Below are 20,788 nucleotides of genomic sequence, written 5' to 3' on the forward strand. Positions count from 1 at the left end.
CCCGTGCCCCGACGCTACGATTCCGACGACATCGACGATTTCGACGACGACGACCAGCAGGACAACGGCCCGCTGTGGCGGCGCCGGCTGATCACCTGGAGCATGGCTGCGGTCGCGTTGGGATTGGGTTTCCTGATCCCCTATACGCTGTACCTGAACCAGCAGGTCACCCAACGCTTCGGTGAACTGCGCTGGCAGATTCCGACCCGTGTGTACGCGCGTCCGCTGGTGCTCACGCCCGGCAAGGCAATGGATGCGGCGACCCTGAAGACCGAGCTGGCCGCTTCTGCCTACCGCGATGACGGCCAGGGCAAGGAGCCAGCCACCTATGCGGTGAACGGCGGGCGTTTCGTCATTTCCAGCCGCGGCTACAACGATGTCGACGGCCGGGTTGCCCCGCGCCGGCTGGAACTGTCGTTGTCCGACGGTGCGGTCGCGTCGCTGCGTGATGCCGACAACCGCAAGGCGCTGAAGGCCGCACGGCTGGACCCGGCGCGCATCGCCACCCTGTACGGGCAGAAGCAGGAAGAACGCCGCCTGATCCGCATGGATGAGGCGCCGGACCTGCTGGTGACCGGCCTGCAGGCGGTCGAGGACAAGGACTTCAACCGCCACCACGGCATCGACCTGTCCGGCATCGCCCGTGCGGTGTGGGTGACCATCCGCTCCGGTGGCCAGAGCCGCCAGGGCGCCTCTACGCTGACCCAGCAGCTGGCCCGCAGCGGCCTGCTCGGCATCGGCAAGGAACAGACGGTCACCCGTAAGTTCAACGAAGTGCTCTACGCGCTGATCATGGAAGCGCGCTACGACAAGCGCACCATCTTCGAGGCCTACCTCAACCAGGTGTACCTGGGCCAGCGCGGCAGCCAGGCGATCCATGGCATGTCCTCCGGTGCCGAGTTCTGGTTCGGCCGCGACCTGTCGTCGCTGGAAACCGAGCAGATCGCGCTGCTGATCGGCCTGGTCAAAGGCCCGTCCTTCTATGATCCGCGGCGCAACCCGGAACGTGCGCTGGACCGCCGCAACTTCGTGCTGGGCAAGCTGCACGAGGCCACGCTGATCGACGACGCCGAGTACCAACGTGCGCTGAAAGCGCCGCTGGGGGTGCCCAAGACCCCCGGCCTGGTTGCGGCCAACCGCTTCCCGGCCTACGTCGATCTGGTTCGCCGCCAGCTCGGCCATGATTATCCGGAATCGGCACTGCAGGGGGCCGGCCTGAGCGTGATGACCGGCATGTCGCCGTCCGCGCAGGCCTATGCCGAAGGTGCGGTGACCCGCACCATCAAGTCGCTGGAAAGCAAGCGTCGCCCCGAACTGCAGGCCGGCATGGTGCTGACCGACGTGCACAACGGCGACGTGCTGGCCGTGATCGGCAGCCGTGAAGTGTCCGAGGTCGGTTTCAACCGTGCGATCGAGGCACAGCGCCCGGTCGGTTCGCTGCTGAAGCCGTTCGTGTACCTGCTGGCGCTGGCACAGCCGGACCGCTATTCGCTGGCCAGCTGGGTCGACGATTCACCGGTGACCGTCCAGCTCGGCCGTGGCCGCAACTGGACCCCTGGCAACGCGGACAACCGCAGCCATGGCACCGTGCGCCTGATCGACGCGCTGGCGCATTCCTACAACCAGGCCACGGTGCGCGTGGGCATGCAGGTCGGCCCCGAACGCGTGACCCAGCTGATCCACGTGCTGGCCGGCATCAAGGCCGAGGCGAATCCGGCGGTGATCCTCGGCTCGACCGACCAGAGCCCGTACGCGATGGCGCAGCTGTACCAGTTCCTCGCGTCCGGCGGTGAGATCCAGCCGCTGCACGCGGTGCGTGGCGTGCTCGACCCGCAGGGCAAACTGCTCAAGCGGTATGACAAGACTCCGGCACCGGCCCAGGAAGGTGACTCGATCGCCGCCAACCTGATCAGCGTCGGCCTGCAGCAGGTGGTCGCCAGTGGTACCGCGCAGCGACTGAATGCCGATGGCCTGGGCCGCCTGCAGCCGGCCGGCAAGACCGGCACCACCAACGACGGCCGTGACAGCTGGTATGCCGGCTATACCGGTGATCATCTGGCGGTGATCTGGATCGGCAACGACCAGAACGAGCAGGCCGGCCTGTACGGCGCCACCGGTGCGATGCGGGTGTGGTCGGGTATCTTCCAGCGCCTGCCGAGTGCCCCGCTGCGGGTCAGCAACAAGGGCCTGGACTGGCAGTCGGTGGCACCCACCGGTCTCAACACGACCGATGAAGGCTGCCCGGGTGCCCGCCGCTTCCCGTTCGTGGTCGGCTACGCTCCGGCGTATGCACCGTGCGCACCGGCGACGTCGCCGGATGGGCAGGGCGGTGCCGAAGGCGAAGGCGGTGGCTGGCGTAGCTGGTTCGGACTGGACCGCAAGCCGGAAGCGCCTGCCGAACCTGCCGCGGCACCTGCCGCAGCCTCTCCTCCTCCGAGCCGATGATGTCGATGAACATGCGATCCCTGTTGCAGCCCCTGGCCTTGACCGGCCTCAGTCTGGCCCTGGCCGCCTGCGTGAGCAGCGCACCGCCAGTGGTCAAGCCGGTCGATACCACCACGCCGGCGCAGCGTCTGGCCGCCGTGAACGCAGCTGCGGGTCCGGACGACAAGGAGCTGTCGGTGCAGCCGCTGCGTGATTCGCAGGTGGAAGATCTGCGGGTGACCGCGCAGGCGCAGCGCCAGGCCAACGATCTGGCCGGTGCCGCCAGCAGCCTGGACCATGCGCTGGAGATCGTGGCGGGTGACCCGGCGGTGCTGCAGGAGCGCGCCGAGCTGGCGCTGCTGCAGGGCCAGTGGGCGCAGGCGGAGACGTTCGCACGCAAGGCGATCGACCTGGGTTCGAAGACGGGGCCGCTGTGCCGCCGGCACTGGGCGACGATCGAGCAGTCGCGCCTGGCGCGGGGCGAGAAGGAAAATGCGGTGTCGGCGCATGCGCAGATTGAAGGTTGCACGGTGCCGGGGATCAAGCGGTACTGAGGTATTCCACTCCATCGGGCGCTGCCCCCTCTGCGGCGCGCGCTCGCACTGATGGATACTGGTGATGGGCCGGGTGGGTGGGGCGTGCAGGACACGCCGTAAACCCATCCCTGGGGGCTCGATGGCGCCATCCATGGCGCCAACGGTCCTGCACGCCCCACCCACCCGGCCCGCCATACATCGCGCGGGCCGCAGGCAAGAACAAAATCAAAATCAAAAGCGGGTCGCGCGCTGCGCGCACTCGCGGTAATTCATCGTTTTTCCCCGTTCCCTCCACCGCTTTTGACATCCCAGTCGAGCAAGCTCGACGCTACGAAGCGCGTGCCTCCGTCACCGGGAAACTGTCGAAGGCAGGGGACTGTGGGTTTGCGGGGTGTCCGCGGCATGGATGCCGCGGCCAAGCCCACAGGGACGGGTTTACGGCGTCCCCGCAAACCCACAGTCCCCTGCCAGCCCTCGGTGCAACCCAGAGCCATGACCGCCGTTGCCGTTGCTGGTGCTCTGGCTCCGGCTTGAAACGGGTGCCGGGCAGCGCCCGGCCGGGTATCCTTTCCCTCCGATGTCCGACCTTGTCCATGCCAGCCGCGAAGCCCTCAGCGACGGCGGCGCGCTCGCCTCGCATCTGGATGCCTTCGTCCCGCGTCCAGCCCAGCTGCACCTGACCGAAGCCATCGCCGATGCGCTGCAGCAGCGGGACCTGTTGCTGGCCGAGGCCGGTACCGGTACCGGCAAGACCTTCGCCTACCTGGTGCCGGTGTTGCTGTCCGGGTTGCGCACCATCATCTCCACCGGTACCCGCGCGCTGCAGGACCAGCTCTACCACCGCGACCTGCCACGGGTGCGCCAGGCACTCGGGGTCGGCCTGCGCAGTGCGCTGCTGAAAGGGCGTGCGAACTACCTGTGCCGCTATCGCCTGCAGCAGGCGCGCGGTGAGCCGCGTTTTTCCAGCCCCGAACAGGCGGCGCAGTTCCAGCGCATCCTGGCCTGGTCCGGTCGCTCGGAGTTCGGTGACATCGCCGAACTGGAAGGCCTGGCCGATGACTCGCCGCTGCTGCCGATGGTTACCTCCACCGTCGACAATTGCCTGGGCACCGATTGCCCGTTCTGGGACGATTGCTTCGTGGTGCGCGCGCGACAACGCGCGCAGGCCGCCGACGTGGTGGTGGTCAACCATCATCTGTTGCTGGCCGACCTGGCACTGAAGCAGGATGGCTTCGGTGAACTGTTGCCGGGCGCGCAGGCCTTCGTCATCGACGAGGCGCACCAGCTGCCGGAACTGGCTGCACAGTTCTTCGGCGAGGGTTTCGGCATGCGACCGTGGCAGGAGCTCGGGCGCGATTGCCTGGCAGAAGCACGCGGGGTGGGCGGCGCGCAGTCGGCGTTGCAGGAGCCGGTCGACCAGTTGCAGCAGGCGTTGTTGGCGCTGCGTTCGGCGATGGAGGGGCTGCCGCCACGTGGCACGCAATGGCGCGCACTGGCGATGCCGCAGGTACGCGACGGCTTCGATACGGTGATGGCAGGGTTGGTAACGCTGGAGCAGGCATTGCAGCCGCTGCGCGAAGCGGCGGCGGGCCTGGATGCCTGCCATGCACGGGCGCGCGAGGCGGTCTCGCGGCTCAGCCGCTGGCTGGGCGATGACGAACCTGCCCTCGATTTCGATACCGACCCGGCGGAAACCGCCACTGCCGCCGATGTGCTCTGGTACGAACTCACCCCGCGCGGTTTCCGCTGCCAGCGCACGCCGATGGATGTGTCCGGTCCGTTGCGCGAGCACCGCGAACGCAGTCGTGCGGCATGGATCTTCACCTCGGCGACGCTGACCGTCGGTGGCGGTTTCGATCACATCGCCACGCGCCTGGGCCTGGACGACCCCCACACGCTGGTCCAGCCAAGCCCGTTCAACTGGCCGGAGCAGGCGTTGTGCTACCTGCCCGAAGGCCTGCCTGATCCGGCCGCGCGGGGCTTCGGCACTGCGCTGATCCAGACCCTGCGACCCGTGCTGCAGGCCTCGCAGGGCAGGGCCTTCCTGTTGTTCGCTTCGCATCGCGCGCTGCGCGAGGCCGCCGAGGCACTGCGCGACGGGCCATGGCCGTTGTTCGTGCAGGGCGAGGCGCCGCGCGCGACGCTGCTGCAGCGCTTCCGTGAATCCGGCAATGGCGTGCTGCTCGGTTCGGCCAGTTTCCGCGAGGGTGTGGACGTGGTCGGCGAAGCACTGAGCGTGGTGATGATCGACAAGCTGCCGTTCGCGGCACCGGATGACCCGGTGTACGAGGCGCGGCTGGAGGCGATCCGCAGCCAGGGCGGCAATCCGTTCCGCGACGAGCAGTTGCCGCAGGCGGTGATCGCACTGAAGCAGGGCGTCGGCCGTCTGATCCGCAGCGAGAGCGACCGCGGCGTGCTGGTGCTGTGCGACCCGCGCCTGCTCAATCGGGGGTATGGCCGGGTCTTCCTCGATTCGCTGCCGCCATTCCGCCGTACCCGCAGCCTGGCCGATGTGCAGGCCTTCTTTACGCCACAATGGGCGCCCGTGGCCGATGATGCGGCTGCCCCGGTCGCTGTAGCGACCGGTCCCGAGCCGGCGCCCGGTGCCACGTTCCCCCTGTTCTGACCCGATCCGATGAAACTGCTCGCCTTTGAAACCGCCACCGAAGCCTGTTCCGTTGCCCTGCATGTCGACGGACAGGTACTGGAACGCTTCGAGATTGCCCCGCGTCGGCACGCCGAACTGAGCCTGCCGTGGGCGGAGGCGCTGCTGGCCGAAGCCGGCATCAGCCGCCGCCAGCTGGACGGTATCGCGCTCAGCCGCGGCCCGGGTGCGTTCACCGGCGTGCGCCTGGCGATCGCCATTGCCCAAGGCATTGCGCTGGCACTGGATCGGCCATTGCTGCCGGTCTCGACACTGCAGGTGCTGGCGCTGCGGGCACCGGCGGAAGAAACGCAGATCCTGTCGGCGATCGATGCGCGGATGGGCGAACTCTACGTTGCCCGCTTCGAGCGCGTGGACGGCCTGCCGGTGGCGCGCGATGCAGAACGTGTGTGCGCACCTGCCGCGGTGGCGCTGCCGGAAGGGCTGTCCGCCTACGGCGTCGGTACCGGTTTCGGTGCAGCCGAGGGCGCGCTTGTTTTGCAGTTGGGCGCTGGCCTGCGCGGCTTTGATGCCACTGCGCTGCCGCGGGCATCGGACGTGCTGGCACTGGCGGTGCCGGCCTTCGCGCGCGGCGAAGCCATCGCACCGGAGAAGGTCGAGCCGGCGTACCTGCGTGACAACGTGGCGCTGACCCTGGTCGAGCAACAGGCGGCGCGCGAGGCGAAGGCGAAGGCCAACGGCTGAGCCCCTCGTGGCGGGGGGCGAAAGCACAAGCCGCGCTGGGCCGGGCGGGGTGGGTTCGCGGGGGACGCCGTGAACCCATCCCTGGGGGCTTGGCCGCGGCATCCATGCCGCGGACACCCCCGCGAACCCACCCCGCCCGGCCACGGACAGTTTCCGTGTGCGTCCGCCACGGAAAATCAAAAAAATCAAAGTCAAAAGCGGGTCGCTTCGCTCGCATCCACGCGTGGCGTGGATGTGTGTCGACCAAGGTCGACACCTACCAATAGCAAAAATGCGCCGCGATCTGTCAAAGGTGGGGCGGTGTGGGCTTGCAGGACCGTTGGCGCCATGGATGGCGCCATCGAGCCCCCAGGGATGGGTTTACGGCGTGTCCTGCAAGCCCACACCGCCCCGCCAAACCCAAAGCCCAACCGCAGCTCTTGATCTTGCTGTTGCAGTTGCTTGGGCTTGCAGCGGGTCCCGGGCCGCAGGTCCGGGCAACAAAACCCTACCGATCGTCGTGCAGGGTGCCGCCCGGCAGGAACACCCACGTGCGGGTGACCTGCAGGATATCGATCTCATCCTCGGTCTTCGGCAACGGCGGGAACGGCTGGGCTAGCTTCACCACCCGCAGTGCCGCCTCATCCAGCAGCGGGGTCCCGCTCGAACGCAGGATCCGGCTGCTCTCCACGCTGCCATCGCGGCGCACGCCCACGCTGATCACCACCTGGCCACCCAGGCGCCGCTGCCGCGCCTCATCCGGGTAATTCAGATTGCCTACGCGCTCGGCGCGATCGACCCACGCGCGCAGGTAATTGGCATAGGCATATTCGCGCGTGCTGGCCGACACGAACTTGCGGTTCGGACGCTTGGCGTACTGCGCCGAGCGCAGGTGCACTTCGGCGGCCAAGCGCGCCATCTCCACGTCGCGCTGTTCGCGCGCGCTCAGCGGTGCGTCCGGTTCGGGCTGATCCGGCGTGGGCCGGGACTGCGCCTGCGCCACCATTTCTTCGCCATTGCGGCTGCTGACCACCCGTGCCTGCGGCGGCGGAACCGGTGCGGCCGATTGCTGCTGCTGTGGCACCGGGCTGATTCCGGACTGGGCCTGCGGCACGATGCCGGCCTGGTTGTCGCGCGGACGCTGCGCGCGGTCGTGCTCGCCACCGCCTTCCTGGTTGGCTGCGGCCAGGAAATCGGCCTGCTTCGGCGTCAATGCGGTGCGGGTCTGGCTGAAGATCACTTCCAGCGTCGGCACCAGCGGTGCATCGCCCTTCACGGCAAAGCCCACGCCCAGGATCAGCAGGGCGTGGACCAGCACAGACAGCGCGATGGTCGCCCCCAGCCGTTGCGCTTCGCGCGGCGGCGGGGGCAGGACGGCAGGGGCGGACGGCATCAGCGCAGGCCGGCCTCGAGTGCGTCGAACAGGGTGCCAGCGATGTTCAGCCCGTACTGGGCGTCCAGTTCGCGCACGCAGGTCGGGCTGGTCACGTTGACCTCGGTCAGGTAATCACCGATCACGTCCAGGCCGACGAAACGCATGCCACGACGCTTCATCTCCGGGCCCACCTGGGCGGCGATCCAGCGGTCGCGCTCGCTCAGCGGGCGGCCTTCGCCGCGGCCGCCGGCGGCCAGATTGCCGCGGAATTCGTCGCCCTGCGGGATGCGCGCCAGGCAGTAATCGACCGGCTCACCATCGACCAGCAGGATGCGCTTGTCGCCGGCGGTGATGTCGGGAATGAACTTCTGCGCCAGTGCCATCCTGTGGCCGCCGTCGGTCAGCGTTTCCAGAATCACATTCAGGTTCGGGTCGCCCTGGCCGCTGCGGAAGATCGAGCGTCCGCCCATGCCATCCAGCGGCTTCAGGACGGCCTGGCCGTGTTCCAGGGCAAAGGCCTTCAGCGCCTTGGCATCGCGGCTGACCAGGGTCGGCGGGCAGCACTGCGGGAACAGCAGGGCGGCCAGCTTCTCGTTGTAGTCGCGCAGCCCCTGCGGATTGTTGACCACGCAGGCGCCGGCGGCCGCGGCCACGTCCAACACCTGGGTGTCGTAGATGTATTCGGCGTCGACCGGCGGGTCCCTGCGCATCAGCACGATCTGGCCGGGGCCGAACTCGGTACGGCTGAACGCGCCCAGCTCATACCAGCCGGCCGGGTCGTCGCGCACCTGCAGCGGCGCGGTCTGGGCCACCGCCACGCCACCTTCCAGGGCCAGGCCGCCCGGGCGCACGTAGTGCAGGGCATGGCCGCGGCGCTGGGCTTCCAGCAGCATGGCGAAGGTGGTGTCCTTGGCGATCTTGATGTGGGCGATGGGGTCCATCACCACGATGACGTTCAACGGCATGGGCGCACCTGTCAGGCAAGGCGTTGATGGTAGCGGCAACGCCGCTCGCGCGCCTCCCCGCCGTACTGCAACGCAGCGTCCGCCCGGCGGTCGCGCACGCATTGCGAAACCCGTCACGTTCAGGAGGGCGCCATGCCCCGCGCCATGGGGCGGCCTTGAAGCGGGCGCGGAAAGTGCGATATAGATACGCTTTCGTAGCGGCCCCCGCCAGAGATCGGGCCGTGCGCTTGGGGATAGGCAATGACTGAAAACACGACTGCGGGCGGGGAACTCGCAGGACTCCGGGTGATGGTCATCGATGATTCGAAGACCATCCGCAGGACTGCGGAAACGCTGCTCAAGCGCGAAGGCTGCGAGGTGGTCACCGCCACCGACGGCTTCGAAGCGCTTGCCAAGATCGCAGACCAGCAACCGCAGATCATCTTCGTCGACATCATGATGCCGCGCCTGGACGGGTACCAGACCTGTGCGCTGATCAAGGGCAACCAGCTGTTCAAGGCGACCCCGGTCATCATGCTGTCGTCCAAGGATGGCCTGTTCGACAAGGCGCGGGGACGCATCGTCGGCTCGGAGCAGTACCTGACGAAGCCTTTCACGCGTGAAGAACTGCTGGGTGCCATCCGCACATACGTCAACGCCTGACCAGGGGGGAAAGGCACAATGGCTCGTATCGTTCTGATCGAGGATTCACCGACCGACCGCGCGGTGTTCACCCAGTGGCTGCGCCGTGCCGGCCACGAGGTGCTGGAAGCGGACAACGCCGAGGATGGACTGCAGCTGGTCCGCGACCAGGTGCCGCAGCTGGTGCTGATGGACGTGGTCCTGCCCGGCATGAGCGGCTTCCAGGCCACCCGTGCGATGGCCCGTGATGCGGCGATCAAACACATTCCGGTGATCATCGTCAGCACCAAGGCGATGGAAACCGACAAGGCATGGGGACTGCGCCAGGGCGCGGCCGATTACATCGTCAAGCCGCCGCGCGAGGATGAACTGATCGCGCGGATCAACGAACTGGTGGCCTGATGCGCTCGCCCTTCGACATTCTCGAAGCCTACGAACGGCGCAGCCTGGCCCACGCGGTGCAGCTGCCCGAACGGCAGTTCGCCCAGGACCTCTGGCGTGGCGTGGGTTACCGCGTCGGCCAGCGCCGGCTGGTGTCCGATTTCCGCGAAGTGGTGGAAATCGTGCCGATGCCGCCGGTGACCCCGGTACCGTGCGCGCAGCCGTGGCTGCTGGGCGTGGGCAACCTGCGCGGCAACCTGTTCCCGGTGGTCGACCTGAAGTACTTCCTGGAAGGCACGCGTACCGTGCAGCAGGAAGGCCAGCGCGTGCTGATCATGCGCCAGGCCGGCGGCGACGTCGCGCTGACCATCGATGAACTGTTCGGCCAGCGCAGCTTCGAACTGGACCAGCAGATCGCGGCCGGCACGCTGGCCGAAGGGCGCTACGGCCACTTCGTCGATCGCGCCTTCCATGCCGACGGCCATGACTGGGGCGTGTTCTCGCTCTCGCTGCTGTCGCGTACCCCTGAATTCCGGCAAGCCGCGGCCTGAGGCCGGGCATCGCCCCCTGCATTGAAGATCGAGGTTGAACGATGAGTACTGCTTCGGACGCCACCAAGACCGGCAAGCTGCGGCTGGGCGGCAGCAACCTCTGGCTGTTCCTGCTGCTGGCATCGATGATCCTGTTCGGCGTCAACACCGGCGTCGCCACCTGGCAGGGCAGTCGCCTGGCCGATGCCGGTTCCAAGGCAGCCGACCTGCAGGTGCTGTCGCAGCAGCTGGCCAACCAGGGCCGTGACGCGGTGGGCGGCAACGCGCAGGCGTTCACCGCCTTCAAGGCGACCCGCAACGCGATCGAACAGAACGTGTCGACCCTGCAGGGGCGCTACGGCAAGGAGCCGGGCGTGTCGGGTGCGATCGCCACCCTGGCCGAAACCTGGGCGCCGCTGGGCAAGCAGGCCGGGCAGCTGGTCGCCAGTGAACCGGCGGTGCTGGCGCTGGCCGGCAATGCCAACAACTTCACCGGCGCGGTGCCGGGCCTGCAGGCACAGCTGAACGAGCTGGTGCGTGCGATGTCCGCCTCCGGCGCGCCGTCGTCGCAGGTGTACAGCGCCCTGCAGCAGGTGGTGGTGGCCGGCTCCATGGCCCGTCGCGTGACCGAAATGCGCGCCGGTGGCAGCGCTGCGGCGACGTCCGGCGATGCACTGGCACGCGACATCACCGTGTTCTCGCAGGTGCTCGACGGCCTGCGCAACGGCAACGAGGAACTGGGCATCACCGCCGTGCGCGGTGCTGCCGCCGTGGCCGCGCTGGAGCAGTCGCAGCAGAAGTGGGAAGCGATGAAGCAGGACGCCGACGCGATCCTGGCCAGCTCGCGCCAGCTGTTCGCCGCACAGTCGGCGGCCACTGCGCTGGGCCAGGGGTCGGCACACATGCTGGACGACAGCCGCAAGCTGTTCGAGGCGTTCTCCTCGTTCGGCTCGGTGTCCGATACCCGCCTGTTCCCGAACTTCTGGATCGGCGTGGTGTCCGGTGCGCTGTCGCTGATCGCGATCATCGGCTTCGTCTCCACCAACGTGCGCAGCCGCTCGCGCGAGCAGGAACTGCGCTACCAGACCCAGGTGGAGTTCAACAGCCGCAACCAGCAGGCGATCATGCGGCTGCTGGACGAAATCTCCTCGCTGGGTGAGGGCGACCTGACGGTGAAGGCCTCGGTGACCGAGGACATGACCGGCGCCATCGCCGACGCGATCAACTACGCCGTCGACGAGCTGCGCCACCTGGTGACCACCATCAACGACACCTCGGCCAAGGTCGCGCTGTCCACCCAGGAAACCCAGGCCACCGCCATGCAGCTGGCAGAAGCGGCGGGCCACCAGGCCAACCAGATCACCTCGGCTTCGGACCGCATCGGCGAAATCGCGGCGAGCATCGAACAGGTGTCGCGCAACTCGGCCGAGTCGGCCGACGTGGCACAACGCTCGGTGGTAATCGCCGCCGAAGGTGCCGGCGTGGTGCGCGAGACCATCCAGGGCATGGACCAGATCCGTGACCAGATCCAGGAAACCTCCAAGCGCATCAAGCGCCTGGGTGAGTCCTCGCAGGAAATCGGCTCGATCGTGGAGCTGATCAACGACATTTCCGAGCAGACCAACATCCTGGCGTTGAACGCAGCGGTGCAGGCGGCCTCGGCCGGTGAAGCGGGCCGCGGTTTCGCGGTCGTGGCCGACGAAGTGCAGCGCCTGGCAGAACGCACCTCGGGCGCGACCCGACGCATCGAGAACCTGGTGCAGGCGATCCAGGCCGATACCAACGAAGCGGTCACCTCGATGGAACAGACCACCGCCGAAGTGGTGTCCGGTGCACGCCTGGCCGAGGACGCCGGCACCGCGCTGACCGAAATCGAGCGCGTGTCCAACGCCCTGAACACCCTCATCAAGAACATCTCCATCGCCGCCCAGCAGCAGTCGGCTGCGGCCTCGGACATCACCCGCACCATGGGCGTGATCCGGCAGATCACCGGCCAGACCTCGCAGGGTGCCGGGCAGACCGCCGAATCGATCGGCCACCTCGCGCAGCTGGCGGCCGACCTGCGTCGTTCGGTCGCCGACTTCAAGCTGCCGGCGTGACGCGGGCAGGGCGGCGAGCAAGGAACCAGTCGATGAAGCATTTCCATTCCCCACGCCAGAACTCGCGCGGCCTCCGCGCGGCGGCGAACGGAGCGCGTCCATGAGCAGTCTGCGCGATGCGATGAGCCACGCAGCGCTGGGCTGGGTCAAGCCCGAGCTGGACGAGACCCTGCGCCAGGTGCGCAACGAGGTCGAGTACTACGCGGAAGACCCGACCGATGCCAGCCGCATGCGCATCTGCGCCGGCTTCCTGCACCAGGTGCAGGGCACCCTGCGCATGGTCGAGCTGTACGCCCCGGCGATGGTGGCCGAGGAGCTGGAGCAGCTGGCCAATGCCATCGGTGCCGGTGGCGTGGCCGATCGCGATGAAGCCTGCGCGACCCTGATGCGCGGCAGCGTGCTGCTGCCCGATTACCTGGAGCGCCTGCAGAACGGTCACCGCGACATTCCGATCGTGCTGATGCCGCTGCTCAACGAAATCCGTGCCGCGCGGGGCGAAGAAGGGGTGCATGACAGCGTGCTGCTGGCGTTCGCGCCGGACAGCGTCAGCGCCACCGAGGCCGAGCTGGACCATGCCCGTGGCAGCCTGAGCGGGCGCAACCGCGAGCTGCTGGATACCGTGGGCAGCGCGGTGAAGGAAGAACTGCTGCGCATCAAGGATGCGCTGGACCTGCACCTGCGTACTGGCGGTGCGCCCGAACAGCTGCAGACCCAGGCCAACGAACTTGGCGCCGTGGCCGATACGCTGGGCATGATGGGCCTGGGCGTGGCCCGTGGCGTGGTCGTGCAGCAGCGCGATGCGCTGCGTGGCGTGGTCGAAGGCCGCCAGCAGATCGACGAGAACCTGCTGCTGGATATCGCCGGCGCATTGCTCTACGTGGACGCGTCGCTGGACGACCAGGTCGCCCATCTGGGTGCCGGTGGCAGTGGCGAAGATGATCCGAGCGCGGTCGAGAACCGGCGCACGGTGGAGGTGCTGGCACATGAGGCCATCGCCAACTTCGCCGCCGCCCGCGAGCATTTCGTCGCCTTCATCGAAACCAGCTGGAACCATGCTGAGCTGCAGGACGTGCCGCGCCTGCTGGGCGATGTGTCCGGCGCGCTGCGCATGCTGGATCTGGGCATGGCTGCCGATTACCTGCGCGGTGTGCAGCAGTACATCGAAGCCGAGCTGATCGGTCGCCAGCGCGTGCCCAGTGGCCGCCAGCTGGACACCCTGGCCGACGCCATGGCCAGCCTGGAGTATTACCTCGAAGCCCTGCGCGACCGTCGGCCGGGGCGCGAGGACATCCTCGACATCACCCGCAGCAGCCTTGAAGCGCTGCGCTATTGGCCGTTGCCGGAGCGCAACGCGGCGGAACCTGTTGCAGCCGCGCCGATTGCGTTTGCGTCGCTGCTGATCGAGCGCGAGCCGGTCACGCTGCAGGCCGAGCCGCTGCAGCCGGAGCACATCGAGATTCCGGTGCAGCCGGCCGCGCCTGCCGCCGGCACGGTGCCGGTGCCGCTGCCGGACTTTACCTTCGACCCGCCACCGGCCGCGCCTGCACCGGACGTGGTGGACAACAGCCTGATGTTTGGCGCGCTGGGGACGGTTGCGTCCGCACCGCTGTCGCTGCATGACGACGCGGATGCACCGCTGGTGTTTGCGGCTTCGAGCGCGCCTGCGCCCGAGGTGCCGCAGTGGGATCTCGCGCCGTTCCATCCGGAAGCCGATCCGCTCGCGTCTGCCGACGAGCGCAGCCCGACCTTTGCCAGCTTCGATCCGGTCAGTTTCGAACAGGCCGACGCGGGGCAGGGCGCTGCAACACACTGGACGCTGTCGGAGGCAACGCCTCCGGCACCGGCGGATGAAGTCGCGCTGGACGCCGACGAAGGCGCAGTTGCGACGACAAGCATCGACGCCGATGCGTATGCCGCGCCGGTGTTTGATCCGGTGGCCGCCGAGCACGAGGCTGCTCCGGCGAGTGACGACGTGGTGTTCCGCTTCGACGCCGACGCGCTGGACAACGCTGACGATGTGCTGTCGCTGCATGCGATGGAGACGCTGTCGCTGGACGACGATGCCCCGCTGCACCCGTCGCTGGAGATCGCCGATGCCGGCGCGCCAACGATGGAGGACGAAAATCCTGTTGCCGTCGAAATGGGCACCGCTCCTGCGGATGCACCGATTGACACGCCGGCACCCGGTGCCGACGCGCCGACGCCTGTGGCGGATGCACCTGCGGTGTCGGTGATCGACATCGACACCATCGCGCCGATCGATTTCAGCGAAGCCGACGCGCAGTTCTTCGCCGAGCTGAGCGCGGCTGCTGCGGACTTCAATCCGCAGGCAACGGCGGCACCGACCGTCGTCGAAGCGCCAGTCGCGGTGGATGCCGAGGAGGGCTTTGAAGCGGGCTTCGATGATGACGCCGAGAACATCGACGAGGACATCCGTGAGGTGTTCCTGGAAGAGTTCGATGACGAACTGGCCAACCTCGGTACCTTGCTGCCGGCATGGCGCATGCAGCCGGACAACATGGACCGGCTGCGGCCGATCCGCCGCATCTTCCACACCCTCAAGGGCAGTGGCCGCCTGGTCGGTGCCCGCACCCTGGGTGAGTTCGCGTGGAAGATCGAGGGCATGCTCAATCGCGTGCTGGACGGTAGCCGTCCGGCCTCGCCGGCCGTGCTGGCCATGGTCGACAACGCGCACGCGGCGTTGCCGCAGCTGAACGCAGCGCTTCGCCACGGCCAGCGCATCAGCGTGGACCTGCAGGCGATGCAGGCCATCGCCGACCGTGTCGGCGCTGGTGAGGAAACCTACTACGTACCGTTGCCGGTTGCGGTCGCACCTGCGACACCGGTGGTGGAGGCCGGGAGCGAAGGCGAGGACGACATCAGCCGCATCCTCGAGGCCGAAGCCATCGCGTCGGTGCAGGCCGAAGCCGAGCCGGTGCCCGAGGCCGTGGGCACGCCAGCCAATATCGACAGCGTGCTGCGCGAGATCCTCGAAGCCGAAGTGGAAGTCCACCAGGCCACCCTGCAGGACTGGCTGCGTTCGGCGCAGCAGGCACCGCAGCCGGTCAGCGACGCGCTGCTGCGCGCGGTGCACACCATGAACGGCGCCTTCGCGATGACCGAAGTGCCGGAAATCACTGCCGTCACTGGCGGTGCCGAGTCCTACATCAAGCGTGCACTGGCTGCAGACGTGGTGCCTGGTGACGAAGGCGTTGCCGCACTGGGGGCGACCGCGCAGGCGATCACCGCGACCATGGAAGCGCTGCAGGCCGAGCAGCCGCGCATTGTTCCGCAGGAAGCGCTGGTGCAGCGCCTGCAGGCGCTGGCCGGCGAACTGCCGGAAGCGCGCTGGCCGATGGTCGGGCTGGAGGACGAGGACGACGAGCTGCCGCTGGAGACCGATCCGGAGTTCGATGCCGCTGTCGACACGCCGGATGCCTCCGCGTTCGAGCCGACCGGGTCTGGGATCGAGCCTGCCGAGCCGGTGCTGGAACCGATTGCAGCTGGCGCGCAGGTGCCGGAAACCACGGACGTGATCGACACCGGTCTCGACGTCGGTGAACTGACCGGCAGCGATGATCTTTCGCGCTACTTCGATGCCGGATGGCCGTCGGTGCCGGGCGAGGGCGAAGCCGTCACCGTGGATGCCGGATCGCTTGAATCGATCCAGCCGGTTGAAAGTGAGCCGGTTGTTGCGCCGGCCGAAGTGGAGGCTGCACCGACGCCGGCCGCCGAAGCCGAACTGACTGCCGCGGACGACCTGTCGCCGTACCTCGACGCCAGCGCATTGCCGGTGGACGACCGCGACACGGATGAGCTGGCTGCGCCTGCGGAAACTGACGCGATCGACCTGAATACGCAGCAGCCCGCAGGCCCGGGCGATGTCGACGGCAACGACTTCGACGACACTGCTGCACTGCCACTCGACAGCGAGCTGTCGAGCCTGCAGGATGAAATGGCTGCGCCGGGTTTTGCAGAACCGGTCACGCTGGCAGCCGCGCTCGAGGCCGGCCTGCACGTGATCGACGAAGAGCAGACCCTGGACGACGACGGGCAATGGCCCGTGCTCGGCCTCCAGGCCAGCGAACTCGCGCCGGGCGAGGCGGAAGCCTTTGCCGAGGATGCGGACGTCGGCGGGGAGGCGGCGATCGGTGAAGGAGAGAGCGCCGATCAGCCGTCCCCGGCGACGGTGAATGAGGAGGTCGCAGCGGACGCACTGCAGGCCTCCGGCGGGCCGGTACGCTTCTTCGAACTCGAAGACGCACCGGGGCAGGGCACGGTCCATGTCGATGCCGAGCCTGTCGAGTCCGAAGCCGCCGCCAACCTGCCGGCCCACGATGGAGCCGCCGCTCTGGAAGACAGCGCCGATGGCGTTGATGCGCTCGATTTCAGCGTGTACGACCGCGAACTGGTCGATATCTTCGTCGAGGAAGGCAAGGACCTGCTGGATCATTGCGATGGCCTGATCAGCGAACTGCGCGATGCGCCGCAGGACCGCGAGGTACTGGCCGGCCTGCAGCGTGATCTGCACACCCTGAAGGGTGGCGCACGCATGGCTGGCATCAACGCCATCGGCGACCTTGGCCACAGCATCGAATCGCTGCTGGAGGCCGTGGCCGCGGGCCGTACCGAGATCGAGCGCCGCGACGTGCAGTTGCTGGAGCGTGGGTTCGATCGCCTGCACCAGCTGCTCACCCGCACCGGCGCGCACCGCGTGGTGGAGCCGGCGCAGGATCTGGTCGAAGCCTTTGAAGTCCGCACCACCACCGATATCGCAGCGGCCGTGGCGGCCGCGCACGGGGCCAGTGTGGTCGAGGCGGCTCCGGCGCAGACCATCAGCCCATCGACTGCCCTGGTCGATATCCCGCTGTCGGCACCGCTGCCGGCCGAGGGCGTGGTCGATGAAGATCCGCTGGCGCGTCCGCAGCAGGAGCAGGTGCGCGTGCGCGCCGATCTGCTCGACCGCCTGGTCAACCATGCCGGTGAAGTGGCGATCTACCGCTCGCGCCTGGAACAGCAGCTGGGTGCCTTCCGTGGCGCCATGGGCGAACTGGAACGCACCAATGCGCGACTGCGCGACCAGCTGCGCCGCCTCGACCTGGAAACCGAGGCGCAGATCGTCGCCCGCTACCAGCGCGAACAGGACCAGGCCGACCAGAAGTTCGATCCGCTGGAACTGGACCGCTTCTCCACCCTGCAGCAGCTCAGCCGTGCGCTGAACGAGTCGGCGGCCGACCTGGGGGGCCTGCAGGGCGTGCTGGACGATCTGTCGCGCCAGTACGATTCGCTGCTGCAGCAGCAGTCACGCGTCAGCTCCGAGCTGCAGGATGGCCTGATGCGTGCGCGCATGGTGCCGTTCGATGGTCTGGTGCCGCGCCTGCGCCGCGTGGTCCGCCAGTCCGGCATGGATACCGGCAAGCAGGTCCACCTGACCCTGGAAGGCACCCACGGCGAACTGGACCGCAACGTCCTCGACCGCATGGTCGCGCCGCTGGAACACATGCTGCGCAACTCCGTGGCCCATGGCCTGGAAGCGCCGGAACAGCGTCGCGCCGCCGGCAAGCCGGAGGAAGGCGAGATCGCCATCCGCCTGCACCGCGAAGGCTCGGAAATCGTGCTGGAAGTGGCCGATGACGGCGCTGGCCTGGATCGCGAAGCGATCCGCCGCCGTGCCATCGACCGGGGCCTGCTGGCGGCCGACGCACAACCGAACGAGCAGGAGCTGGACAACCTGATCTTCGCTTCCGGCTTCACGACCGCCGACCAGGTCAGCCAGCTGGCCGGCCGTGGCGTGGGCATGGACGTGGTGCGCAACGAAGTGCGCCAGCTCGGTGGCTCGGTCGACATCCAGTCGGTGCGGGGCCAGGGCGTGCGCTTCACCCTGCGCCTGCCGCAGACGCTGGCGGTCACCCAGGCGGTGTTCGTACAGATCGGCGAGACCACCTTTGCAGTGCCGGTCGCCTCGGTCAGTGGTATCGGCCGTCTGTCGCGCGAGCGTTTCGAAGCCGCCGACAGCAGCTACCGCTACAGCGGCGAGGACTATCCGCTGTACGACCTCGGCAGCCTGGTAGGCCAGGCCCCGGCGCGTGCCGATGGCCAGGACCAGGTGCCGCTGCTGCTGGTCCGCGCCGGTGATCTGCGTGCCGCCGTGGCGATCGACCAGGTGCTGGGCAACCGCGAAATCGTGGTCAAGCCGGTCGGCCTGCAGATCGCATCGGTGCCGGGCATCTACGGCGCCACCATCACCGGCGATGGTCGCGTGGTGGTGATCCTGGACGTGGCGCCGCTGGTGCGCCGCTTCCTCGCCAACCCGACCTTGCCCGTGCTGGCCAATGCGCCGCGCCAGGAGCGCCAGGTGCCGCTGGTGATGGTGGTCGACGACTCGCTGACCATGCGCAAGGTCACCGGCCGCATCCTCGAACGCCACAACTTCGAGGTCAGCGTCGCCCGCGATGGCGTGGAAGCGCTGGAACGCCTGGAAGAGCGCGTGCCCGACCTGATGCTGCTGGATATCGAGATGCCGCGCATGGATGGCTACGAGCTCGCCACCGCGATGCGTGCCGACCCGCGCTACAAGGATGTGCCGATCGTGATGATCACTTCGCGCAGCGGCGACAAACACCGCCAGCGCGCCTTCGAGATCGGCGTCCAGCGTTACCTGGGCAAGCCGTACCAGGAACTGGACCTGATGCGTAACGTGTACGACCTGCTGGGGATCGCCCGTGTCCGTGAGTGAAACCCAAGCGGCTCCGGCCGTGGCCCTGCTGGCCCGCCCCGGTGCGGCGCGTGAGCGCCTGCGCGAGGCGCTGTCGCATGCGGATGTGCAGCTGGTGCTGGAAGACGACCCGAACAGCCTGGAGCCGCAGCTGCTGCAGGACGCCCGTCCGCAGATCGTGGTGATCGCCCTCGAGGCGGCCATCGAGGATGCACTTGAGCGCCTGGAAAGCGTGCTGTCCGCCCCGGGCCTGACCCTGGTCTTCGACGAGGCCGAGCTGGCCGCGCGCCGCGATGGCTGGGAAGCCCAGCGCTGGGGCCGCCACTTGGCCGCCAAGCTGCACGGCCACCAGCAGGTACTGCCGCCAGGGGCCGAGGACGAGCCCAGCCTGCAGCTGGAACCGGGCCACCCGGCACCGGCACCGGCACCGCAGGAAGAGGCGCTGCAACCGCATCTGGACCAGGCGCTGAGCTGGGCCGACGAGGTGCCGGCCGACAGCCTGTATTCCCCCCCTGCACAACTGCACGAGCCGATCGCACTGGAGCAGGCACTGGCCGCGCTGCAGCCGATCGTGTCGGAGCCGCTGGAGGCAGCAGTACCGCCGTCGCTGGCTGAGCCCGTTGCTGCAGCACCGGCCGTGCCGCCGATCTCCTTCGACCACACCGCGTGGTCGCTGGTCGAGGACGCGGTGGACGCGCCGGCCACCGTCAGCAACATTGCCGACGACGCGCCGTTGCCTTCTTTCGATACCGACCACCTCAGCCTGGTCGATCTGGACGCTGCTGCGCCTGTGGGTGCACGTGCCGGATCGTTGCTGGTGCTGGCCGGCATCGGTGGCCCGGATGCGCTGCGTCGCCTGCTCGGCGCGTTGCCGTCTTCGCTGAGCGTGCCGGTCCTGGTGCACATGCGCCTGGATGGCGGTCGTTACGGCAATCTCGTCAAGCAGATGGCACGCGTATCGCCGCTGCCGGTGCAACTGGCCGAAGCCGGCCAGCGCGCCACACCCGGTGAAGTGCACGTGCTGGCCGATGATATCGGCGTACGTGCGGCCAGCGATGGCCTGCATTTCATCAGCGACGCGCAGGGGATCGCGATTGCCGCGCTGCCGGCTGACCACACCGCGCTGGTACTGCTCAGTGGTGCCGATCTGGCCCACGTCGGACCGGCGTTGGACCTGGCGGCCGCCGGTGCCTGGGTGGCCGGGCAGGTGGGTGAGGGCTGCTATGACCCGGCTGCGGCCACGGCCGTGGTTGCGGCCGGCAGGGTCGCCGGAGAACCGCAGGAACTGGCGCAGGCCATTGCCGCGCGCTGGGGCGTGGAAGACGACAACGGAGAGGCACCATGAGCTACGCCAGCAATGATGAGATCCGCGGCGTCCTGATCCAGGCCGGCAATGAGCGCGTGCTGCTGCCCAATGCCACGGTGGCCGAAATGATGTCGCGCGTGCCGGTGCAGCCAGTCTCCGATGCCCCGCGCTGGTTGGTCGGCGAGATCGGCTGGCATGGCTGGCAGGTGCCGTTGGTGTCGTTCGCACGGCTGTCCGGTCTGGGCGAAGAAGCCGTGAGCGGCCACAACAAGGTAGTGGTGCTGAAGGCCCTGAGCGGCAACGCGCAGCGCCCCTACTATGCGCTGCTGACGCAGAATTTCCCGCAGTTGATCTCGGTGCCGCGCGACGGCCTGCTGGCCGACGCCTCCGAGGAAACCCTGCCGCAGATCGTGCACATGCGCGTGCTGCTGGGCGAAAAGAGTGCGCTGCTGCCGAACCTGGATGCGCTGGAAGCCGCGCTGGAATCGCTGGCGGCCTGATCGGACAT

General features: G+C 68.2%; 13 protein-coding genes. 11 read left to right on the forward strand and 2 right to left on the reverse strand.

Going from position 1 to position 20,788, the window contains the following annotated elements; genetic code table 11:
- Positions 1–3 precede the first annotated feature (3 nt).
- From mrcB to tsaB, 4 genes are all read left to right on the forward strand, one after another.
- Positions 4–2,445 (forward strand): penicillin-binding protein 1B, encoded by a 2,442-nt coding sequence (gene mrcB / locus D5301_RS11130; RefSeq protein ID WP_110713268.1) that lies wholly within the window; start codon positions 4–6, stop codon positions 2,443–2,445.
- A gap of 11 nt (positions 2,446–2,456) precedes the next feature.
- A complete protein-coding gene (locus D5301_RS11135) occupies positions 2,457–2,978 on the forward strand; it encodes a hypothetical protein (protein ID WP_180846411.1) in 522 nt (173 codons plus the stop codon).
- Between the two features lie 559 nt (positions 2,979–3,537).
- Complete coding sequence (locus tag D5301_RS11140) at positions 3,538–5,586, forward strand: ATP-dependent DNA helicase (RefSeq protein WP_153855725.1); 2,049 nt, start codon at positions 3,538–3,540, stop codon at positions 5,584–5,586.
- 9 nt (positions 5,587–5,595) lie between these two features.
- A complete protein-coding gene (gene tsaB / locus D5301_RS11145) occupies positions 5,596–6,309 on the forward strand; it encodes a tRNA (adenosine(37)-N6)-threonylcarbamoyltransferase complex dimerization subunit type 1 TsaB (RefSeq protein ID WP_153855726.1) in 714 nt (237 codons plus the stop codon).
- A 487-nt stretch (positions 6,310–6,796) separates the two neighbouring features.
- On the opposite strand, the gene D5301_RS11150 is transcribed toward tsaB, so the two are convergent.
- Together D5301_RS11150 and gshB are read right to left on the reverse strand one after the other, a co-directional pair.
- Positions 6,797–7,681, reverse strand: coding sequence for an energy transducer TonB (locus tag D5301_RS11150; RefSeq protein WP_110713262.1), 885 nt, complete (start codon positions 7,679–7,681; stop codon positions 6,797–6,799).
- Positions 7,681–8,628, reverse strand: coding sequence for a glutathione synthase (gene gshB / locus D5301_RS11155; protein WP_153855727.1), 948 nt, complete (start codon positions 8,626–8,628; stop codon positions 7,681–7,683). The genes D5301_RS11150 and gshB overlap by 1 nt, the downstream gene beginning before the upstream one ends.
- Before the next feature lie 240 nt (positions 8,629–8,868).
- Between gshB and pilG the strand changes: the two genes are divergently transcribed.
- From pilG to D5301_RS11190, 7 genes are all read left to right on the forward strand, one after another.
- Complete coding sequence (gene pilG / locus D5301_RS11160; protein ID WP_005418455.1) at positions 8,869–9,270, forward strand: twitching motility response regulator PilG; 402 nt, start codon at positions 8,869–8,871, stop codon at positions 9,268–9,270.
- An 18-nt stretch (positions 9,271–9,288) separates the two neighbouring features.
- On the forward strand, positions 9,289–9,651 hold the full coding sequence (locus tag D5301_RS11165) for a response regulator (protein ID WP_005410717.1): 363 nt from the start codon (positions 9,289–9,291) through the stop codon (positions 9,649–9,651).
- Positions 9,651–10,181, forward strand: coding sequence for a chemotaxis protein CheW (locus tag D5301_RS11170; protein WP_005410716.1), 531 nt, complete (start codon positions 9,651–9,653; stop codon positions 10,179–10,181). The genes D5301_RS11165 and D5301_RS11170 overlap by 1 nt, the downstream gene beginning before the upstream one ends.
- A gap of 41 nt (positions 10,182–10,222) precedes the next feature.
- Complete coding sequence (locus D5301_RS11175; RefSeq protein ID WP_032130100.1) at positions 10,223–12,259, forward strand: methyl-accepting chemotaxis protein; 2,037 nt, start codon at positions 10,223–10,225, stop codon at positions 12,257–12,259.
- Between the two features lie 100 nt (positions 12,260–12,359).
- On the forward strand, positions 12,360–18,995 hold the full coding sequence (locus D5301_RS11180) for an Hpt domain-containing protein (protein WP_153855728.1): 6,636 nt from the start codon (positions 12,360–12,362) through the stop codon (positions 18,993–18,995).
- Positions 18,982–20,319, forward strand: coding sequence for a chemotaxis protein CheB (locus tag D5301_RS11185; protein ID WP_324187308.1), 1,338 nt, complete (start codon positions 18,982–18,984; stop codon positions 20,317–20,319). The genes D5301_RS11180 and D5301_RS11185 overlap by 14 nt, the downstream gene beginning before the upstream one ends.
- Positions 20,316–20,780, forward strand: coding sequence for a chemotaxis protein CheW (locus D5301_RS11190; RefSeq protein ID WP_110713256.1), 465 nt, complete (start codon positions 20,316–20,318; stop codon positions 20,778–20,780). Before D5301_RS11185 ends, D5301_RS11190 begins: the two co-directional genes overlap by 4 nt.
- The last annotated feature ends 8 nt before the right edge of the window (positions 20,781–20,788 follow it).

The sequence above is a fragment of the Stenotrophomonas sp. MH181796 genome, assembly GCF_009659995.1.
In the GTDB taxonomy this organism is placed as follows: domain Bacteria; phylum Pseudomonadota; class Gammaproteobacteria; order Xanthomonadales; family Xanthomonadaceae; genus Stenotrophomonas; species Stenotrophomonas riyadhensis.

Excerpts from the sequence above, each read along its gene's own strand:
- D5301_RS11180 (WP_153855728.1), top strand. The coding sequence starts at position 12,360 with ATGAGCAGTCTGCGCGATGCGATGAGCCACGCAGCGCTGGGCTGGGTC.
- gshB (WP_153855727.1), bottom strand. The coding sequence starts at position 8,628 with ATGCCGTTGAACGTCATCGTGGTGATGGACCCCATCGCCCACATCAAG.
- D5301_RS11140 (WP_153855725.1), top strand. The coding sequence starts at position 3,538 with ATGTCCGACCTTGTCCATGCCAGCCGCGAAGCCCTCAGCGACGGCGGC.
- D5301_RS11175 (WP_032130100.1), top strand. The coding sequence starts at position 10,223 with ATGAGTACTGCTTCGGACGCCACCAAGACCGGCAAGCTGCGGCTGGGC.
- D5301_RS11165 (WP_005410717.1), top strand. The coding sequence starts at position 9,289 with ATGGCTCGTATCGTTCTGATCGAGGATTCACCGACCGACCGCGCGGTG.
- tsaB (WP_153855726.1), top strand. The coding sequence starts at position 5,596 with ATGAAACTGCTCGCCTTTGAAACCGCCACCGAAGCCTGTTCCGTTGCC.
- D5301_RS11190 (WP_110713256.1), top strand. The coding sequence starts at position 20,316 with ATGAGCTACGCCAGCAATGATGAGATCCGCGGCGTCCTGATCCAGGCC.
- D5301_RS11170 (WP_005410716.1), top strand. The coding sequence starts at position 9,651 with ATGCGCTCGCCCTTCGACATTCTCGAAGCCTACGAACGGCGCAGCCTG.
- D5301_RS11135 (WP_180846411.1), top strand. The coding sequence starts at position 2,457 with ATGCGATCCCTGTTGCAGCCCCTGGCCTTGACCGGCCTCAGTCTGGCC.
- pilG (WP_005418455.1), top strand. The coding sequence starts at position 8,869 with ATGACTGAAAACACGACTGCGGGCGGGGAACTCGCAGGACTCCGGGTG.
- D5301_RS11150 (WP_110713262.1), bottom strand. The coding sequence starts at position 7,681 with ATGCCGTCCGCCCCTGCCGTCCTGCCCCCGCCGCCGCGCGAAGCGCAA.